The organism is Bradyrhizobium sp. MOS002 (assembly GCF_003020115.1).
In the GTDB taxonomy this organism is placed as follows: domain Bacteria; phylum Pseudomonadota; class Alphaproteobacteria; order Rhizobiales; family Xanthobacteraceae; genus Bradyrhizobium.
Genome location: NZ_PYFX01000032.1, coordinates 13234 through 31259 on the forward strand (window position 1 = coordinate 13234; position 18026 = coordinate 31259).

The 18026-nt window shown below is 65.1% G+C and carries 13 protein-coding genes and 1 pseudogene; 11 read left to right on the plus strand and 3 right to left on the minus strand.

What is annotated here, in order from left to right; all coding sequences use genetic code 11:
- Positions 1-29 precede the first annotated feature (29 nt).
- Complete coding sequence (locus tag C7G41_RS35180) at positions 30-266, plus strand: DUF1127 domain-containing protein (RefSeq protein ID WP_199198777.1); 237 nt, start codon at positions 30-32, stop codon at positions 264-266.
- Between the two features lie 1030 nt (positions 267-1296).
- Here the strand turns inward: C7G41_RS35180 and C7G41_RS35195 are convergent.
- Positions 1297-1722 (minus strand): universal stress protein, encoded by a 426-nt coding sequence (locus C7G41_RS35195; RefSeq protein WP_007602088.1) that lies wholly within the window; start codon positions 1720-1722, stop codon positions 1297-1299.
- A gap of 87 nt (positions 1723-1809) precedes the next feature.
- Positions 1810-2343 carry a histidine phosphatase family protein gene (locus C7G41_RS35200; RefSeq protein WP_106946830.1) on the minus strand — a complete coding sequence of 178 codons (534 nt, stop codon included), beginning with the start codon at positions 2341-2343 and terminating at the stop codon, positions 1810-1812.
- 95 nt (positions 2344-2438) lie between these two features.
- On the opposite strand from C7G41_RS35200, the gene C7G41_RS35205 reads away from it, so the two are divergent.
- From C7G41_RS35205 to C7G41_RS35250, 9 genes are all read left to right on the plus strand, one after another.
- On the plus strand, positions 2439-3938 hold the full coding sequence (locus tag C7G41_RS35205; protein WP_106946831.1) for an FAD-binding oxidoreductase: 1500 nt from the start codon (positions 2439-2441) through the stop codon (positions 3936-3938).
- Between the two features lie 56 nt (positions 3939-3994).
- On the plus strand, positions 3995-4507 hold the full coding sequence (msrB, locus tag C7G41_RS35210; RefSeq protein ID WP_085357245.1) for a peptide-methionine (R)-S-oxide reductase MsrB: 513 nt from the start codon (positions 3995-3997) through the stop codon (positions 4505-4507).
- A gap of 293 nt (positions 4508-4800) precedes the next feature.
- A complete protein-coding gene (locus C7G41_RS35220) occupies positions 4801-7053 on the plus strand; it encodes a flagellar hook-basal body complex protein (protein WP_106946832.1) in 2253 nt (750 codons plus the stop codon).
- 35 nt (positions 7054-7088) lie between these two features.
- Complete coding sequence (gene flgK, locus C7G41_RS35225) at positions 7089-8972, plus strand: flagellar hook-associated protein FlgK (RefSeq protein WP_106946833.1); 1884 nt, start codon at positions 7089-7091, stop codon at positions 8970-8972.
- A 21-nt stretch (positions 8973-8993) separates the two neighbouring features.
- Positions 8994-11372: a flagellar hook associated protein gene (locus C7G41_RS35230; protein WP_106946834.1), complete on the plus strand. Its 2379-nt coding sequence runs from the start codon at positions 8994-8996 to the stop codon at positions 11370-11372.
- 71 nt (positions 11373-11443) lie between these two features.
- Positions 11444-12226 carry a hypothetical protein gene (locus tag C7G41_RS35235; RefSeq protein WP_106946841.1) on the plus strand — a complete coding sequence of 261 codons (783 nt, stop codon included), beginning with the start codon at positions 11444-11446 and terminating at the stop codon, positions 12224-12226.
- On the plus strand, positions 12216-13874 hold the full coding sequence (locus tag C7G41_RS35240; protein WP_199198778.1) for a hypothetical protein: 1659 nt from the start codon (positions 12216-12218) through the stop codon (positions 13872-13874). Before C7G41_RS35235 ends, C7G41_RS35240 begins: the two co-directional genes overlap by 11 nt.
- Position 13875: 1 nt before the next feature.
- A complete protein-coding gene (locus tag C7G41_RS35245; RefSeq protein ID WP_106946836.1) occupies positions 13876-15129 on the plus strand; it encodes a RimK family alpha-L-glutamate ligase in 1254 nt (417 codons plus the stop codon).
- The gene (locus C7G41_RS35250; RefSeq protein ID WP_106946837.1) at positions 15126-16622 is read left to right on the plus strand and encodes an aspartate aminotransferase family protein; all 1497 of its coding nucleotides are present in this window, start codon (positions 15126-15128) and stop codon (positions 16620-16622) included. The genes C7G41_RS35245 and C7G41_RS35250 overlap by 4 nt, the downstream gene beginning before the upstream one ends.
- A 121-nt stretch (positions 16623-16743) precedes the next feature.
- Here the strand turns inward: C7G41_RS35250 and flbT are convergent, their stop codons facing one another.
- Positions 16744-17184: a flagellar biosynthesis repressor FlbT gene (gene flbT / locus C7G41_RS35255; protein WP_106946838.1), complete on the minus strand. Its 441-nt coding sequence runs from the start codon at positions 17182-17184 to the stop codon at positions 16744-16746.
- Positions 17185-17503: 319 nt separating this feature from the next.
- Between flbT and C7G41_RS35260 the strand changes: the two are divergent.
- Positions 17504-18026 (plus strand): annotated as a pseudogene (locus tag C7G41_RS35260) (flagellin); the annotation flags it as partial.

Sequence of the window (18026 nt, forward strand, 5' to 3'; positions counted from 1 at the left end):
CCGCGTGGACAACAGGCCGGAGAAGGACAATGACCACGATCTCGCAGACCGCCGGGCGGAGTTTACGCTCATCCTCGTCGGACGGATTTTTCCGCAAGCTGGCCAGCGGCGCCTACGCGCTGTTCGACCTCCTGGAGCGCCGCTCCGCCGTCAAGACGCTGAACGACCTCGATGACCGCGCCTTGCGCGACATCGGCATCACGCGCAGCCAGATCGAGGACGCGGTCTACGGTCAGGCCAAAGCAGAGCTGGCGCGGTATCTGTAAGCGCTTTCGCCCGTGTCCCAGACGCGCTGCAACGCCTCTTCGCGTTGCTGCGCAGAGCCGTGACCCAGGAAGCCACAGCCATCGCTGCAACATGGGCCCCGGCTCTGCAGCGCACCGCCGAAGTAGCGCTGCGCTGCGTCAGGGGCATGAGACTGAGTTTTCGGGCACACCTGCTTCAACATCGTCATTGCGAGCGCAGCGAAGCGATCCAGAATCCCACCGCGGAAAGACTCTGGATTGCTTCGCTGCGCTCGCAATGACGGCGTTTCCGGGTAGCACTGTCGCTCCTTCGGCTCGCGCTTTCTTCGTAGACACACCTTCGCATCCTCGCGGCTTGTTTCGCCCGAGCTTTGCTTCATCGCCTTGCCCTCTTGAGAAAGAGGGCGCAGGGAAGACCGGGCGCCGGCTGGCACCCGCGGTCCACTGTGCGAAGTTGCAGTCAGAAAATCTGCACAGCGGCATACAGGTGAAGCCAAAACGTCCGGCCTTCCCTGCGCAGCGGTTTTACGGCTTATGCCGTGCTCTCCCCGGGGAGCGATGCACTATTGCCCCCGTCGCCTCATGGATGACTGATGCGCGCGCCCGGTCGGGCCGCCACATCACCACAAGACTTGACGCACAGACCCCGGGCGTCAGGACGACACGGTTTTGCCGTACGCGAGAGCCGCACCGGTCGTGTGCGCGACACCTTCGCTCACGGTTGCCCGCCCTGCGAAGCCGTTCGCGCCGGTGTGGCCCAGCGTCCGCCGCCGTCCGGCCCGCGTTCGTGACGATCGCGATACGCCCCTCTTCCTTGGGCCGGGTTGCCGCGATACATGCGCCGTTTCCGAACTTCGGTAAAGTGGAATATTTTCAGCGGCGGGCGTTGACCGACCGTTTGGGTGTTTTGCCCGACGGGCAACGCAAGGGCTTGTAGCCCGCCTGCCTCTGCATTCGTCATTGCGAGGAGCTCTTGCGACGAAGCAATCCAGAATCCCTCGGCGGAAAGACTCTGGATTGCTTCGCTGCGCTCGCAATGACGGTGCAACCCTCAGTGCCTCACCACCAGCACCGAGCATTTTGCGTAGCGCACGACATGCCCGGCATTGGAGCCAAGGAAATAGGTGCGCATCGCCGGCCGGTGCGAGGTCATCACGATCAGCTCGGCCTTCATGTGCACGGCTTCCTCCAGAATCTCGTGGTAGATGCCGCCCTGGCGCACCACGCTGGAGATGCGGGAAGGCTCGATGCCGGACTCGCGCGCGACGATGGCGAGGGCTTCTTCCGAGGTCTGGCGCTGCTGTTCGTCGAAATCGGCCGGCACGTATTCGGCCAGCATCACCGGCGTCATCGGCAGCACGTTGAGCAGGCGCACCACGCCGCTCCAGGTCTGCGACAGCGTTGCCGCGGTCGCGATCGCCGGCTTGGCGAGGTCGGTGTCGGCGAGGTCGATGGGCACGAGAATGGACTTGAACATCTGCGCCTCCAAATCTTCCAGTCAGGACGTTTTGCCGGCACGCCGCGCCATCAACCCGATCGAAGCAGCCTTAACTTCGAAGTAGCCTTAGCTTCGAAGTAGCCTTGGACTGACGAACAGCACCAGCTTGCCGCGGCGGTAAGCCACGTCACCCCAATCCTTGACGTCAAAGTCGAAGATCGCAAGCCCCGACGTGGGCAGGTTGTCGGCGAGCGCCTTGGCGGCGGCGGGATCGCCGCCGCCCGTCAGCATCAGGGCGATCTCGTGCATGCCCGGATTGTGGCCGACCAGCAGCAATTGCTTCGGATCAGCCGGAATGGTTGCAGTGCGAATGGATTCCAGGATCTGGGCGGGATCGGCGGCGTAGAGTTCCGGCAGGACCTCCACCTGCGGCGCCGCGACGCGGTCCTTCATGGTCTCCCAGGCAATGTCCCAGGTCTGCCGGGCCCGGACGGCATGCGAGACCAGTACGGCCTCGGGAAAGGGGGGATGGGAGGCCATCCAGTCGCCGATCTCGGCGGCATCCTTGTGGCCACGGTCGTCGAGCCGGCGGTCCTGGTCACGGCCGCTCGGCGCGTCGGTCTCAGTCTTGGCGTGACGCAGCAGCATCAAACGGCGCATGGCATTCTCGAATCGTTACGCGTCCAGAATAATCTACAGGCGCCGGTTGAGGGCAAGGTGACAAGGGCCTGCACAGTCCTCTAAGAAGAAACGACATGAGCGAGACTTTCACAAGCGTGTCCCAGGAAGAAGCCGGCTTTCGTGAACGCGCGCGACTGTCGTTTGATCTGGATGCCGACATCTGCGTCATCGGGGCCGGGCTTGCCGGGCTCTCCATCGCTCTGGAGGCGGCCCGGCTCGGGGCCAGCGTCGCGGTGCTCGAGGGCCGCCATATCGGCTGGAATGCCTCGGGCAACCAGCTCGGCACCGTGATGCCCGGCTTCGCGCTGCCGCTCGCCGAGCTGATCGAGCGCATCGGCTTCGAGGACGCGCGGGAATTGTGGACGCTGTCGAAAGAGGGCGCCGAGTTCGTCCGGGCCAACGCCACCGAAGAGAACATGCCGGGGATCGGTCCGAGCGACGGCGTGCTGGAAGTCTCCAACGTCGATGCCGGCGACCGGCTGATCAGCCGGTTGCAGATGCTCACAGAGGATTTCGACACCGAGGTCGAGGGCTGGCAGGCCGATCGCGTCCGCGAGGTGCTCAAGACCGATCACTACTTCCACGGCGTGTATTATCCGCGGGCTTTCCAGGTCGACGGCCGCAAATATGTGCACGGCCTCGCGGCGCTGGCACGGCGGGCGGGAGCGCGCATCTTCGAGGATACGCCGGTCGTCAGCATCGATCATTCCGGCATCCGCAAGCGCATCGTCACGCCCTCGGCGCGGCTGCGCGCCACCCACATTGTGCTGGCCGGCAACATCCATCTCGGTGCGCCGTTGCGGCGCCTGTCGGAAACGCTGCTGCCGGTCTGGCGCTATGCCGGCATCACGGCGCCGCTCGGCGAGCGCGTGCACGAGATCATCGCCTTCAAGGGATCGGTGATGGATTCCGACGGCGTCGATCATTTCCGGATCGTCGATGGCGACCGCCTGATGTGGGAGAGCCCGGAGACCACCTGGGCGGCGCGCCCGCAACGCTTTGCGGGCGCCGTCAGGCGGCGCGTCCGATCGATCTTCCCCCAACTCGGCAATGTCGAGATCAGCGAGATGTTCGGCGGCGTCACCGGCCAGACCGTGCATGGCATGCCGCAGATCGGCCAGTTGCGCAAAGGCCTGTGGGTGGCCAGCGGGTTCGGCCGCCAGGGCATGAACACCTCGGCCATGGCCGGGCAGATGATCGCGCGCAGCATCCTGTGGGGCGACGAGCGCTGGAAGCTGTTCTCACCGTTCGAGCTGGTCTGGGCGGGGGGAACGACGGGGCGGGTTGCCGGCCAATTGGTCGGAATCTGGGGCAGGGCGAGTTCCGCCGCCGCAGGCTCGCTTGCCCGCTATCGTGAACGTGCCAGGGTCAAGGACCGGGAGCGCGAGACGCGCCTCGCCGAAGCCAACCGGGCCGCCGGCACCGGGCCGCGCCGGCCGCCGTCAGGCGTCAGGCCGCGGCTTGCCCAGCCGTCGAAAGCCGCGACCGAAACCGTGGAACGAGCCTCGGAACCAGCCTCGCGCGACGACAGCGTCCCGCACGAGACCCGAGAAAAATCCCGCCCGGAAGTGTAACGTCGGCCGTGAGAGCCCGTATCTCAGGGCATGGACGCTCCCTCATGGAGAATGAGATGTTTGACCGCCGCATCCTGTTGACGACTGTCGCCGGCCTGTTCGGCCTTGCGGCCTTCCGCTGGCTCAGAGCATCGCCCGCGGAGGCTGGAGAGAAGGCCGCGCAAAAATTCGAGATCGAGAAGACGGACGCCGAATGGCGTGCCCAGCTCACGCCGCAGCAATATGAGATCCTGCGCAAGGAGGGCACCGAGCGGCCGGGCTCCAGCCCGCTGCTCAAGGAGCACCGCAAGGGCGTCTTCGCCTGCGCCGGCTGCGACCTGCCGCTGTTCGCCTCCGACACCAAATTCGAGAGCGGCACGGGCTGGCCGAGCTTCTACCAGCCGATCGAGGGCAATGTCGGCAAGACCGAGGATCGCACCTTTGGCATGCTCCGCACCGAGGTGCATTGCCGGCGCTGCGGCGGCCATCTCGGGCACGTCTTCGACGACGGTCCGAAGCCGACCGGATTGCGCTACTGCATCGACGGTTTCGGGCTGGTCTTCCACCCCGCGGCTGCATCCGCAACGTGAGGCATCGCTGGAGTCATTCCGGAGCGATGCATGAGCATCGAATCCGGAATCTCGAGATTCTCAGGTGCGCAATTGCGCACCAGAGTTCGGTCCTGCGGACCGCCCCGGAATGACAGTCAAGTCCCGGCAATTGTTGCCGGTCCCGGCAATTGTGCCCCGGTCATCAGACTGGGGCTTTTTCGTTAAGTCATTGATTTTCTGAGAAAACCCGCATTGGCATAGCCCTTGCGACAGTCTCCTCCGACTGCGGCCATGGTCGACCGGCCGCCGAGATCGGATCTGGAGACAAAGTTATGGGTATCTTCGATGCAATGAACACCTCGGTGGGTGGCCTGCAGGCGCAGTCCTACGCGCTGCAGAACATTTCCGGCAACATCGCGAACTCATCCACCACTGCGTACAAGGGCATCGGCACCAGCTTCGTCGACCTCATTCCCGACTCCTCGGTCCCGAGCAAGCAGGTCGCGGGCGGCGTGACCGCCAACGCCAAGGCCACCATCACCACGCAGGGCACAATCTCGGGTTCCAGCGTCGCCACCAATATGGCGATCACCGGTGACGGCTTCTTCTCGATCCAGAAGGCGACGGGCGTCGTCGACAACGCGCCGGTGTTCAGCGGCGTCACCTATTACACGCGGCGTGGCGACTTCCAGCTCAATGCCAACGGCAATCTGGTCAACGGCGCCGGCTACTATTTGATGGGTGTCACGGTCGACCCGAAGACCGGCAACCCGCAAGGCAACGTCGCGACAGTCCTGAAATTCCAGAACAACTTCATTCCGGCGCAGGCGACCACATCGATCCAGTACGCGGCCAACCTGCCGACCCAGCCGAACACCGTGGCGAGCACGACGGCGGCGACCAAGACGCTGCTGGCGGCCGGCGGACTGAACCCGTCGGACTTCGCGGCCAACCCGCTGCCGGTCGGCACGCCGCCTCCGCCGTATGCAAACGCCACAACGTCCGGCGCTGCCGCAACCGGCAATATCCGCTCGCCATACTCGTCGACCACGGCGACCGGCACAACGGCGCTCCAGAACAACTCTGCGGCGGTCGCATCGACCACAACTTCGCTCGACAACGCCCTGGGTACGCATCTCGCCTCCACCACCCTCACCGCGCTCAGCGGCCAGGTGCTGACCGTCAACGGCAACACGATCACGTTCAACGGCGGCACCACTGTCGTGACGGCCGGCAGCAACACCACGATCGGTCTCGGCGCGGGCACGACGGCCACGGTGGCCAGCATCATCTCCGCCATCCAGTTGGCCGGCGGCGCCGGCGTTACCGCATCGCTCAACCCCAGCGGCAACATCGTGATCTCCAGCGGCACCAGCACCGACGTACCGGTTGGTAGCGGCCAGGCGGCCACGGCGCTCGGCATCAGCAGCGTAACGCGCGGCGGCAACGTGCTGTCCTCCCCAGCGATCTCGGGCGCCACGGTGCTGAGCGGCGCGGCGGCGGCCGGCGGCGCCGAGGTGATCACATCGGGCTTCTCCGCCGGCGACGTCATCACGGTCAATGGTCAGCCGCTGACCTTCATGGCCGCCGGCGCGTCAGGCCCGAACCAAATCAACGTCACCGACAACATCACGATGCTGCTCGGCAAGATCGACGCGCTCTCCGGTGCAACGGGGTCGTCGGTCAGCAGTGGCGGCGTGATCACGCTGAACACCGGCACAGCTTCCAACCTGTCGGTGGCGAGCTCCAACAGCGCGGCCTTCGCCGCGCTCGGCTTCACCTCGACCATCGCCAAGAATCGTGACGGTGGTGGCGTTGCCGGTACCGGCGGCGTGATAGGCAATGACATCGCCACCTTCACCAAGGAATCGATCAGCGGTGGCGCGGTGACCGCCTACAACGCGGCCGGCACGCCGGTGAACCTGCAACTGCGCTGGGCCAAGACCGACAGCGCCTCGCTGGGCGCGGGCCATGCCGATAGCTGGAACATGTTCTACCAGACCGACCCGAGTGCGACCGGCACGACCGTCGGCTGGGTCAATACCGGCCAGGCCTTCACCTTTGCCGCCGACGGCTCGCTGACCTCGCCGAGCGGCTCGGGCATCACCATCAACAATGTCAGCGTCAGCGGGCAGTCGCTGGGCTCGGTCTCTTTCAACATCTCCTCGGGCGGACTGACGCAATATGCCAGCACCAGCGGCGCGGTCACCATCAACACCATCACCCAGAACGGCTATGCCGCCGGTCAGCTTCGCTCGGTCGCCGTCAACAACAACGGCCTCGTGGTCGGGACTTTCTCCAACGGCCAGAACCTCGACCTCGCACAGGTCTCGTTGTCGCACTTCAACGGCACCAACTACCTGAAGGCGCAGGACGGCGGCGCTTACTCAGCGACCGAACAGTCGGGCGCCGCGATCGATGGCGCTTCCGGTTCGATCAGCGGCTCGTCGCTGGAAGGCTCGAACACCGACATCGCCGACGAATTCACCAAGCTGATCGTGACCCAGCAGGCCTATTCGGCCAACACCAAGGTGATCACGACGGCGAATACGATGGTGCAGGACCTCTTGAACGTGTTGCGCTGATTGGGGCGTGACGTAACCAAAGGCGGCAAGTCAACATGGGTTTGAGTTCAGCCCTGGCCAGTGCGATGAGCGGTCTGCGTGCCAATCAGGCTGCGCTCTCGATCGTTTCCTCGAACGTCGCCAACTCGCAGACGCCGGGCTACGTCGTCCAGACGCCGAACCAGATCGAGGTCACCACCGGCGACTTCGGCTCGACGGTGACGACGACCGGCGTCAGCCGCGAGCTCGACACCTATGTGCAGAAGCAGCTGCGCACTGAGACCGGCGGCGGCGGCTACGCCGACCAGATGGCCAACATTCTGAAGCAGCTTCAGAATGTCTATGGCACGCCCGGCAACAGCGGCACGCTCGAAACCGCGCTGAACAATTTCACCACGGCGCTGCAGGCGCTGTCGACCAACGCGGGCTCGTCGTCGGCGCAAACGGTTGCGCTCGGCGCCGCGCAGACGCTGGCGCAGCAGCTCAACCTCACCACCAAGGGCATCCAGTCGCTGCGCTCCAACGTCGAGCAGGATCTCAGCACCTCGGCGCAGCAGGCCAACGCGGCGATGCAGCAGGTCGCGGACATCAACTCCAGACTCCAGGGCCTGTCGGAACACGACCCCTCGGCTGCGACGCTGATGGACCAGCGCGACCAGGCCATCAATAACCTGTCAAAATATGTCGATGTCCACGTCACCACCGACGGGTCCAATCAGGCGAACATCTACACCACCACCGGCATCCAGCTGGTCGGCGCCGGGCTGGCCTCGCAATTCACCTTTGCGTCCGCCGGTGCGCTGTCGGCGACCTCGCTCTACAACATCGATCCGGCCAAATCCGGCGTCGGCGCGTTCAACATCAAGCTCCCGAACGGATCGTCGGTCGACGTCGTCGCCAACAACGTGGTGTCTTCGGGCCAGATCGCGGCCGATCTGAAGCTGCGCGACCAGACGCTGGTGCAGGCGCAGAACCAGATCGACCAGTTCGCCGCGACGATGTCGAGCGCGTTGTCGGACAAGACCACGGCCGGCAGCACGGTCACCGGTCCGCCGGCCGGCTTCGATCTCGATCTTGCCGGAGCGGCGCCGGGCAACAGCGTCAACTTCACCTACACCGACACGACCACCAACACGAAGCGACAGGTTACGCTGGTCAACGTGACCGATCCGGCGGCGCTGCCGCTGCAGAACCCCACCAACGCCAATCCGATGCAGATCGGGGTGAACTTCTCCGGCGGCATGAGCGCGATCGCCTCGGCGCTCAACACCGCGCTTTCCGGCTCGCATCTGTCGTTCGCCGCCGCCCCGTCGCCGGCGACGGCCACCACGTTGCGGGTGACCGACGACAACAGCGGCCTCGCCAAGGTCAATTCGGCCTCGATCACCAAGACGATCTCGTCGCTGACCTCGGGTAATCCCCAACTGCCGCTGTTCACCGATGGTGGGCAGGCGCTCTATACCGGCGCGATCACGGCATCGGGCTCGCAGATGACCGGCCTTGCCGGACGTATCGCCGTGAACACGCAGCTCGCCACCGACCCGACCAGGCTGTCGGTCTACAACACCTCGCCGGTGACGCCCACCGGCGACACCACGCGCTCGGATTATCTCTATTCGCAGCTCACCTCGGCGGTGTTCTCCTATTCGCCGCAATCCGGTCTGGGCTCGGCAAGCCAGCCCTTCACCGGCAGCGTCTCGAACTACTTGCAGCAGTTCCTGAGTGTTCAGGGCAATGCCGCGACCCAGGCGACCCAGCTCCAGCAGGGCCAGAGCGTCGTGGTCTCAACGCTGCAAGCGAAGTTCAACTCGACCGCCAGCGTCAACCTGGACTCGGAAATGTCGAACCTGATCCAGCTCCAGAATGCCTATGCCGCCAACGCTCATGTCATGTCGGTGGTGCAGAGCATGATGAATACGTTGCTCCAGGCTCAAGTGTAACAAGTAACAGGGCTCTGAAACATGTCGATCAGCAGCATCAACTATTCCTCGTCGGTTCTCGGCTCGCAGATCCGCAACATCAACCAGCAGCTCACCGATTTGTCGACGCAGCTCTCCACCGGCAAGCTGTCGCAAAACTATTCCGGGATGGGCACCAACGAGGGCTTTGCGATCGCCGGGCGCGCGCAGCTCTCCAACATTGCCGCCTACACCGACACGATGACCAACGTCAACGTCAGCATCAACCTCGCCAATACTGCGTTGCAGTCGTTGACCACGATCCGCAACACGGTGCAGACGGGTTCGGCCAACACCGCGCAGGATCTCAACGTCAACGGCCAGACGGTTGCGCAGAACACCGCAGCCGCGCAATTCGGCTCGATGGTCGGCGTTCTCAACACGCAGTCTGGCAACCGCTATCTGTTCTCCGGAACCGCCTTCAACACGCAGTCGGTTGCGAATGCCGGCGACATCATCAACGGCACCACGACGCAGGCGGGCTTCAAGACCGTCATGGCGGAGCGCCAGGCCGCCGACCTCGGCGCCAACGGCATGGGCCGGCTGGTGCTGGCGACGCCACAACCGACGCCGAGCTCGGTGAAGGTCTCTGAGGACGCCGCCGTATCGCCATTCGGCCTGAAGATCGCCGCGGTCTCCTCGACGCTGAACGGCGCGACGGTCACCGGCCCGAGCGGCTCGCCGGTATCGTTCTCGGTCGACCTCAACGGCGTCAATCCGAACAATGGCGACAAGCTCAGCGTGCAGTTCACGCTGCCCGATGGCTCGACCGAGCAGATCGACCTGACGGCATCGACGGCGACGCCGACACCGCTCGGCAGCTTTGCGATCGATGCAAGCGTTCCGGTCAATCCGAACAACACGGCGACCAACCTCAACACCGCGCTGAACACCGCGATCAAGAAGCTTGCCGGCACCTCGCTGGTAGCGGCCTCCGCCGTCACCGCCGGCGACAATTTCTTCAATACGGCGGGATCCGCCACTGCGAATGTGGCGGCCACCGGCAATCTGCGCTCCTATACCTCGACGACCGGGACGGGCTCGGTCGCGTTGCAGGACAGCGCATTGGCGATTGCGTCTACGACCACGTCGCTCGATTCTTCGGCGACACCCCATCTCAACGGGACCATTCTCAACGCGCTCGCCAACGCTCCGACCGGTACCACCCTGACCATCACCGGCGCGAGCGGCGCCCACACGATCACCTTCGACCCTACCGTCACCACCGTCACGACGGCCGGCGGCAATACCACGATCGGATTGGCTTCGGGCAGCGCCGCGAAGGTGTCTGATATCTTGAATGCAATCGCGACGGCCGCCGGCATCCCCGCCGCCAACGTGACTCTGAGCGCCGGCGGCAATATCCAGATCGCGACCGGCACCGGCACGCACGTGGCGGTCACCGGCGGCGCGGCGGCCACGGCGCTCGGTCTCAGCAGCGTGACGCGCGGCAGCGCGGCGTCGACGCCTCAGATCACCGGTTCAACTGTGCTGAGCGGCACTGCGACCACGGGCGGCCCGGAAGTCCTCTCAGCGGCGTTCCAGGCGGGGTCGGCGGGTCCGCCTGCTGTTAACCCCGATACGATCACGGTGAACGGTCAGACACTGACTTTCGTCGCCTCGGGCGCCATCGGCCCAAACCAGATCAACATTACCGACAACGTCACAACTCTCCTTGGCAAGATCGATCAGATCACGGGCACAACGAAGCCGTCGACCATCCATGGCGGTGTGATCACGATCAACACGGACGATCCCGGGAGCCTCAACATCACGAGCTCGAACAGCACGGCGTTCGCGGCGCTCGGCTTCACGACCTCCCCGGTCACGGCGGCAAAGGCTCCGCTGCGCGTCGGCTCTTCGCCCCTCGGCTCGGCGACGACGCTGGTGAACGGCTCGGCCACCACCGTGCAATGGTACCTGGGCAATGACGGCCCCGGCTCGCCGCGCTCCACCGCGATGGCCCGGGTCGACGATTCCGTCACGGTGCAGTATGGCGCACAGGCGAACGAGGACGCGATCCGCAAGGAGCTGCAGGCGGTCGCCGTGTTCGGGACGTTCTCGACCTCGCCGACCGGGCAGTATTCGGGCGGGCAGGTCGCCGCGCTGAGCCTGCGGGTGACGCAGGCCCTGACCAAGCAGCCCGGCCAGCAGCGCATCGAGGACATCCAGACCGACATCGCGATGGCCCAGAACACCATGAAGGACGCAGGCACGCGCCAGACCCAGGCCAAGGCGCAGCTCCAGACCATCATCGACCAGGCGGAATCGGCGCCGCCGGACCAGGTCGCGAGCGAGATCCTGTCGCTCCAGAACGCGCTCCAGGCGTCCTACCAGGTCACCTCGAACCTCGCGCAGCTCTCGCTCGTCAAGTTCCTGTAATCCGGCGTTAAGGCGCCGTTAACCATGCCTCTTTACCTCTTGGTGAGGATTGCAGCGGGGCGGAGCTGACGATGTCGGAGAAGATGAAACTGGTGGTGGCCACGCCATGTTTCGGCGGGCAGGTGACGAGCATCTATGCGAGCTCGATCTTCGCGCTCCAGCGCGCCGTGCACGGCATGGCCAATCTCGAGCTCAAGGTGCTGCTGCGCGACGGCGATGCGCTGATCACGCGCGCGCGGGCCAATCTGGCCGCGATGTTCCTGGACGACCCCGAAGCGACGCATTTCCTGTTCATCGATGCCGACATCGGCTTCAAGCCGGAGCAGGTATTCCGGCTGATCGAGTGCGGCGCGGACGTCGTCGCCGGCTGCTATCCGATCAAGCGGATCAACTGGGACAAGGCCGCGCGGGCGATCCAGTCCGGCCGCGCCGACGTGCCGGCCGCATCGCTCGACTACGTGCTCGAGATCGAGGACCCCGACCGCATCGTGGTGGTGAACGGCTTCACCCGCGTGCGCTACGCCGGCACCGGCTTCCTGATGATCCGGCGCTCCGTGCTGGAGGCGATGTGCCGCCATCCGGACTACGCGGCCTTGCAATTCTTCCGCGAGCATTCGCAAGACACGCTGGCGGCGAGCCAGAACCGGTTTGCCTTGTTCGAATGCATGATCGATCCGGCGACCGGCACCTATCTGTCCGAGGACTTCGCCTTCTGCAAGCGCTGGACCGACATCGGCGGCGAGATCTGGGCCGACATCGAAAGCTCGCTCGATCACGTCGGACCGTCGGTTTTCCATGGTGACATCACCTCGCAATTTGCACCGGCGCCCGCGGCCGCGGCCGATGCGGCGTGAGCCTTTCGGGATGAGCGCCGGCGCATCCCCTCTGTCAGCCACCGAGCACACGTTCGACGGCGGCTCGCGCTATCGCCTGCGCGATCTCTTCACACCGCTGGATACGCTGCTCGCCTCCGGCGGAGATCCGCGGCTGGCGCTCGATCCGGACGACCGTGTCAACGCCTATGGCTGCGCCGCTTCGCCGGAGCCGGAGCTCTGGAATTTCGCTTCCGCGACCGCGTCGACGATCTCGCAGATGGCCTACGACCGCGCCGCGCTGGCTCGCGAAGAGCTGATGCACAAATGCCTGTTCGACGAGGTCGAAATCGCCTTCGATGCCCGCTGCGAGGACATGCGCGAGGAGCTGCGCGGCCACCTTGCGCTCTCGTCGCGCATCGACGTCGTGTTCTCGCCGTCCGGCACGGACTCCCAGCTTCACGCCCTGTTCGTGGCGCGCGCGGTGCTCGGCGCGGCGCCAGTGACGATCGTGGTCGGCGCCGACCAGACCGGAAGCGGGACGCCGCATACCGCACGCGGCCACCATTTCAGCACGATGACGGCAGGCGGCATTGCCGTGCGCAAGGACGGCGCGGTGACGGGGCTCGCCGGCGATAGCATTGCGGTGCCGCTGATCGACATGGCGGCCGGCTTGGCGGCCGACATTGCCATGCGCACCGATGCCGATGCCGCGGTGCTGCGCGCGGTCGAGACCAGCCTCGCGCAAGGCCGCCGCGTTTTGTTGCAGATCATGGATTCGTCAAAACTCGGTTGGCGGGCGCCAAGCGAGGCCTGTCTCGACGAGATCGCGCGGCGCTGGCCGCGCAAGGTTCAAATCGTCGTCGATGCCTGTCAGGTGCGGCTCGGCCGCCGGCGGCTGCGCGCCTATCTCGACCGCGGTTACATGGTGCTGATCACCGGCTCGAAATTCTTCGGCGGACCGGCCTTCAGCGGTGCGCTGCTGCTGCCGAAAGGCCTGTCGCGGTCGATCGACCGGATTGGCCGGATCGCGCCTGGCATGTTCGACTATGCGGGCCGCTGCGACTGGCCGATGGCGTGGACGACGCTACGCTCGCGCTTCGAGCGCCGGCCGAATTTCGGTCAATGGCTGCGCTGGGAGGCCGCGCTGGCCGAGATCGGCAGCTACGCCGTGCCCGGGGCTTTCCGCGCCAGAATGCTGGCCGAGCTTGCAGCCGGCATCGACAGTATGATCGCGTTGTCGCCGTCGCTTCGTGCCGTTCCCACCGCGACCGAGAAGTCCGGCGCGGACGACGAGGAATTCGCGCAAGCCACGATCTTTCCGTTCACGCTGCTGCGCGGCGGCAAGCCGGTCTCGATCGCAGAGACCAGCGCCGTGCATCGGGCGTTGGCGCGCGACATGGCCGTGGAGATCAACGGCAGCGCGGCGGACCGGCAAGTGGCCGCCCAGCGCTGCCTCGTCGGCCAACCGGTCCGACTGGAGCGGCAGGACGGTGCGCCGCAGACCGTGTTGCGCCTCTGCGTCGGCGCGCGATTAGTCACCGAGGCGTGGTCGCCGGATGCAATGCAGACGCAACGCAATGTGCAGCAGGTTCTCGATCGCATCGCCCATGTGCTGGTGAAGATCGAGCTGCTGCTTGATCGTGGCGCGGTCGCGGCCGCGCCGGTAAAGCCCGCGTTCGAGGTGTGAGATGCAACATCCAGTTTCCGCGCCGAGCGGCGTGACCGCGCCGAACCACGCCGACCGCATCGGCTTTGCGCAACTGACGCGCCGCGCCTTCGAGGGCGGCGACCTGCATCCGTTGCGCGACCGGCTGCTGTCGCGGATCGAGGAGGGGACGGCCGAGGCAGGCGAAGGCCTCGATCTCTCGCTGATTGCCCAGCTTCTCGGCGAGAAGGAGGCCGGGCTGGTGATCCAGACCGAGGTGCTCTCCTTCCACCAATTGTTTCGTACGCCTTGCGCTGCTCCAAAACCCCGCCTGCGCGTGCTCGCGCTCGCCGCCGATATCGACATGGGCGGCAACACGCCGATCGACTTCCTGCTTGAAGACTCCGACATCGAGCTGTTGACGCTCTACGTGGTCAAGGGCATCGGCCTGCCGGAGACTTTGCCCGAGCACGACGTCGCTATCGTGATCGCATCCGATTCCGAGGAGTGCCGCGAGGCGCTAGCGCTGATCGAGAAGGCCGCGCCGCGTTGGCCGAGGCCGCTGCTCAATCGTCCGGATCTCATCGGCAATCTCGATCGCGACAAGCTCTATCGTCTGCTGGCGGGCGTGCCCGGTCTCGACATTCCCGTGACCGCCCCCACGACGCGCTCGCAATTGTCGGAGCTTTCGCAAGGCAAGATCGTTTGCGAGGAGATCACAGGCGAACTGCGCTTTCCGATGATCGCACGGCCGCGCGGCACGCATGCCGGCGTCGGGCTTGCCAAGCTCGACGACGCGACGGCGCTCGCGGCCTATCTTGCCGAGCGGCAAGAGCAGGATTTTTTCGTCGCGCGCTTCGTCGACTATGCGAGTCCGGACGGGCTCTATCGCAAATATCGTCTCGCCATGGTCGACGGCAAACCCTATGCCTGCCACATGGCAATCGCCGATCGCTGGGACATCTGGTATCTCAACGCCTTCATGGCGTTCAGCGAGGAGAAGCGGGCCGAGGAAGCCGTCTTCATGCTCGACTTCGATCATGCGTTCGCGGAGCGCCACAAGATCGCGCTCGACGCGATGAGCAGGCGCGTCGGCCTCGACTACTTCATCGTCGATTGCGCCGAGAACCAGAACCGCGAGCTGCTGGTCTTTGAAGCCGACAACACCGCCGTCGTGCACAACATGGATCCGCCGGCCGTGTTTCCGTACAAGCCGCCGCAGATGCGCAAGATCTTTGCGGCATTCACGGCGATGCTGTCGCGGCATGCGCGAGCGGGCGAGGAGAGTGCAGCATGAACGAGATCATCCGCAACACGCAAAGCTCCGTCACGCACACTTCGCTCGATCCGCAGGACTGGAGCGAGTTTCGCGCGCTCGCCCATCGCATGCTTGACGAAACGATCGACGGCATCGCCAACGTTCGCGCGCGCCCGGTGTGGCAGCCAATCCCCGACGGCGTCCGCGCGGCATTCAAGGCCGACGTGCCGCGCGAGGCGAGCGATCTCGCCGACGTCTATCGCGACTTCTCCGAACATGTCGCGCCCTATGCGACCGGGAACGTTCATCCCGGTTTCATGGGCTGGGTGCATGGCGGCGGCACAGCGGTCGGCATGGTCGCGGAAATGCTCGCGGCGGGCCTCAACGCCAATCTCGGTGGCCGCGACCACATGCCGATCGAGGTCGAGCGCCAGATCGTCCACTGGATGCGCAGCCTGTTCGCCTTTCCGGAAAGCGCGAGCGGCATCTTCGTCACGGGCACGTCGATGGCCAATCTGATGGCGGTGCTGGTGGCACGTACGAGCGCGCTCGGCACGCTGGCGCGGCAGTACGGCATCGGCAATGACGGTGCGCTTCTCACCGCTTATACATCGCAGGCCGCGCATGGCTGCGTTTCAAGGGCGATGGACATCGCCGGGCTTGGCACCGATGCGCTGCGCAAGATCGGTGTCGATGCCGATCATCGCATCGACGTTGCCGCGCTGCGTGCGCAGATTGCGATCGATCGCGAGGTTGGCTTCAAGCCGTTCCTCGTCGTCGCATCCGCCGGTACGGTCGACATCGGCGCGGTCGACGATCTCAAGGCGATCGCGGAGCTGTGCCGCGAGGAGGGGATCTGGTTTCACGTCGACGGCGCCTTCGGTGCGCTTGCGATCCTGTCGCCGGAGCTTGCGCCGCTGCTCGGTGGCATCGAGCTTGCGGATTCCATTGCGCTCGACTTCCACAAATGGGGACAGGTGCCTTATGACGCCGGCTTCCTGCTGGTGCGCGACGGCGAGCAGCATCGGCAAGCCTTTGCGCAGCCCGCGGCTTATCTGCGCCGCGAGGCGAGGGGGCTTGCGGCCGGAGCGATCTGGCCCTGCGATCTCGGCCCCGATCTGTCGCGCAGCTTTCGCGCGCTGAAGACGTGGTTCACACTGAAGACGTTCGGCACCGATCGGCTCGGTGCTGTGATCGCGCGAAGCTGTGCGCTGGCGAAATATCTGGAGACGCGCGTTCTCGCCGAGCCACGGCTGGAATTGCTGGCATCGGTCAATCTCAACATCGTCTGCTTCCGTTACCGCGCTGCAGACGAGGTCAATCGCGAGATCGTCGTCGACATCCAGGAGTCCGGTATCGCGGCGCCCTCAAGCACGACGCTGGACGGCAGGTTTGCGATCCGCGCCGCGATCGTCAATCACCGTACCGAGGAGTCCGACATCGACGCGCTGGTCGCAGCCGTACTGGAATTCGGCGGACGACGGAGCGGAGGAGTGATCGAAGTCGAGGCGCCGCCGCTCGCGGCACAGTAGCTCGATGCATGTCTGAAACGACAACGGCCCCGGAGAGGATCCGGGGCCGTTGTCGTTTATGAGGCTTGGTCGTTCGTCCGGCCCGGTCGTTCGCGCCGCGTGGGCCTGCGAGTGCCCGGGATCAGGCGGCGGTGCTGACGTCGTTCTGGCCCGCTTCCGTCTTGGGATGCGTCGCCTCGAACTGGCCCCGCAACTTCTCTTCATAGGCGATCAGCTTGCGGGCATCCTTCAGCGCGCGATAGAGGTCGCCGTTGAGGATGTTGTTGTTGATGCCTTCGATGATCGGCCAGGAGCTCGGCACCGCGGTGACGATGTCGCGCACCAGGTTGAAATAGGTGCCGTGCTGGGTCTGCGGATCCGGCGAGATGTACATGAGCTGGACCGCCAGATAGACGAGCTTGGCGGGCGAGTCGGCGGTCTCCGGCGTGAGGATGTCGCGCTCGCGCAGGATCGGCACGTTGTCGCCGTCGATCAGAAGGCGTGCGCGCTGGTCGGTGTTGGTTATCACGCAGTTACCGACGATGATGCGTTCGTGCGGTCTGAGCTCGACCTTGAGGGCCATGCCTGTTCTCCATCAACGCTTTCGTAACCGAGCGTGTGTTGCGGCGGATCAGGGCGCAATACTCCATCAAGACTAGTTAACGAGTTGTAAATCCCGGCCGATGCCGTGGAAAAGCTCAATCATATCAAGGCTGAAATCGCCCGGCTGCGTGGCGTTGCCAGTGTGCAAATGGGCCGAATCGCGCGCCGACTCAGTAAAAGCGCCGATTTCATTTCATGTTTCGTTAGAGGACTCCGCCCCACGGTCCGCCGGTCGCTGGGTCACTCGATCCATGCAGACGCGTAACAGTAAGCGTCGTTTACCAGAAAGGTAACACCCAATGTCCGGTATTGTTCTCTCCTCCTCGGTTCGTCAGAACCTGCTCTCCCTCCAGTCCACCGCTGATCTTCTCGCCACCACGCAGAACCGTCTGTCGACCGGCAAGAGCGTCAACTCGGCCCTGGACAATCCCACCAACTTCTTCACCGCACAGTCGCTCGACAACCGCGCCAGCGACATCAACAACCTGCTCGATGGTATCGCCAACGGCGTGCAGGTGCTGCAGGCCGCCAACACTGGCATCACCTCGCTGCAGAAGCTGATCGACTCTGCGAAGTCGATCGCCAACCAGGCGCTGCAGACCACCGTCGGCTACTCCACCAAGTCCAACGTTTCCGCTACCATCGCGGGTGCGACGGCGGCTGACCTGCGCGGCACCACGAGCTTCGCCAGCGCGACCGCAAGCAGCAACGTCGTGTTTAGCGGCGCGGCGGGCGGCACCACGGCGGCAACCGGCACCACGACGCTCGGCGCAACCATCGGCTCCTTTGCGAGCACGGGCGCGACAGCTGGTGACGGCACCA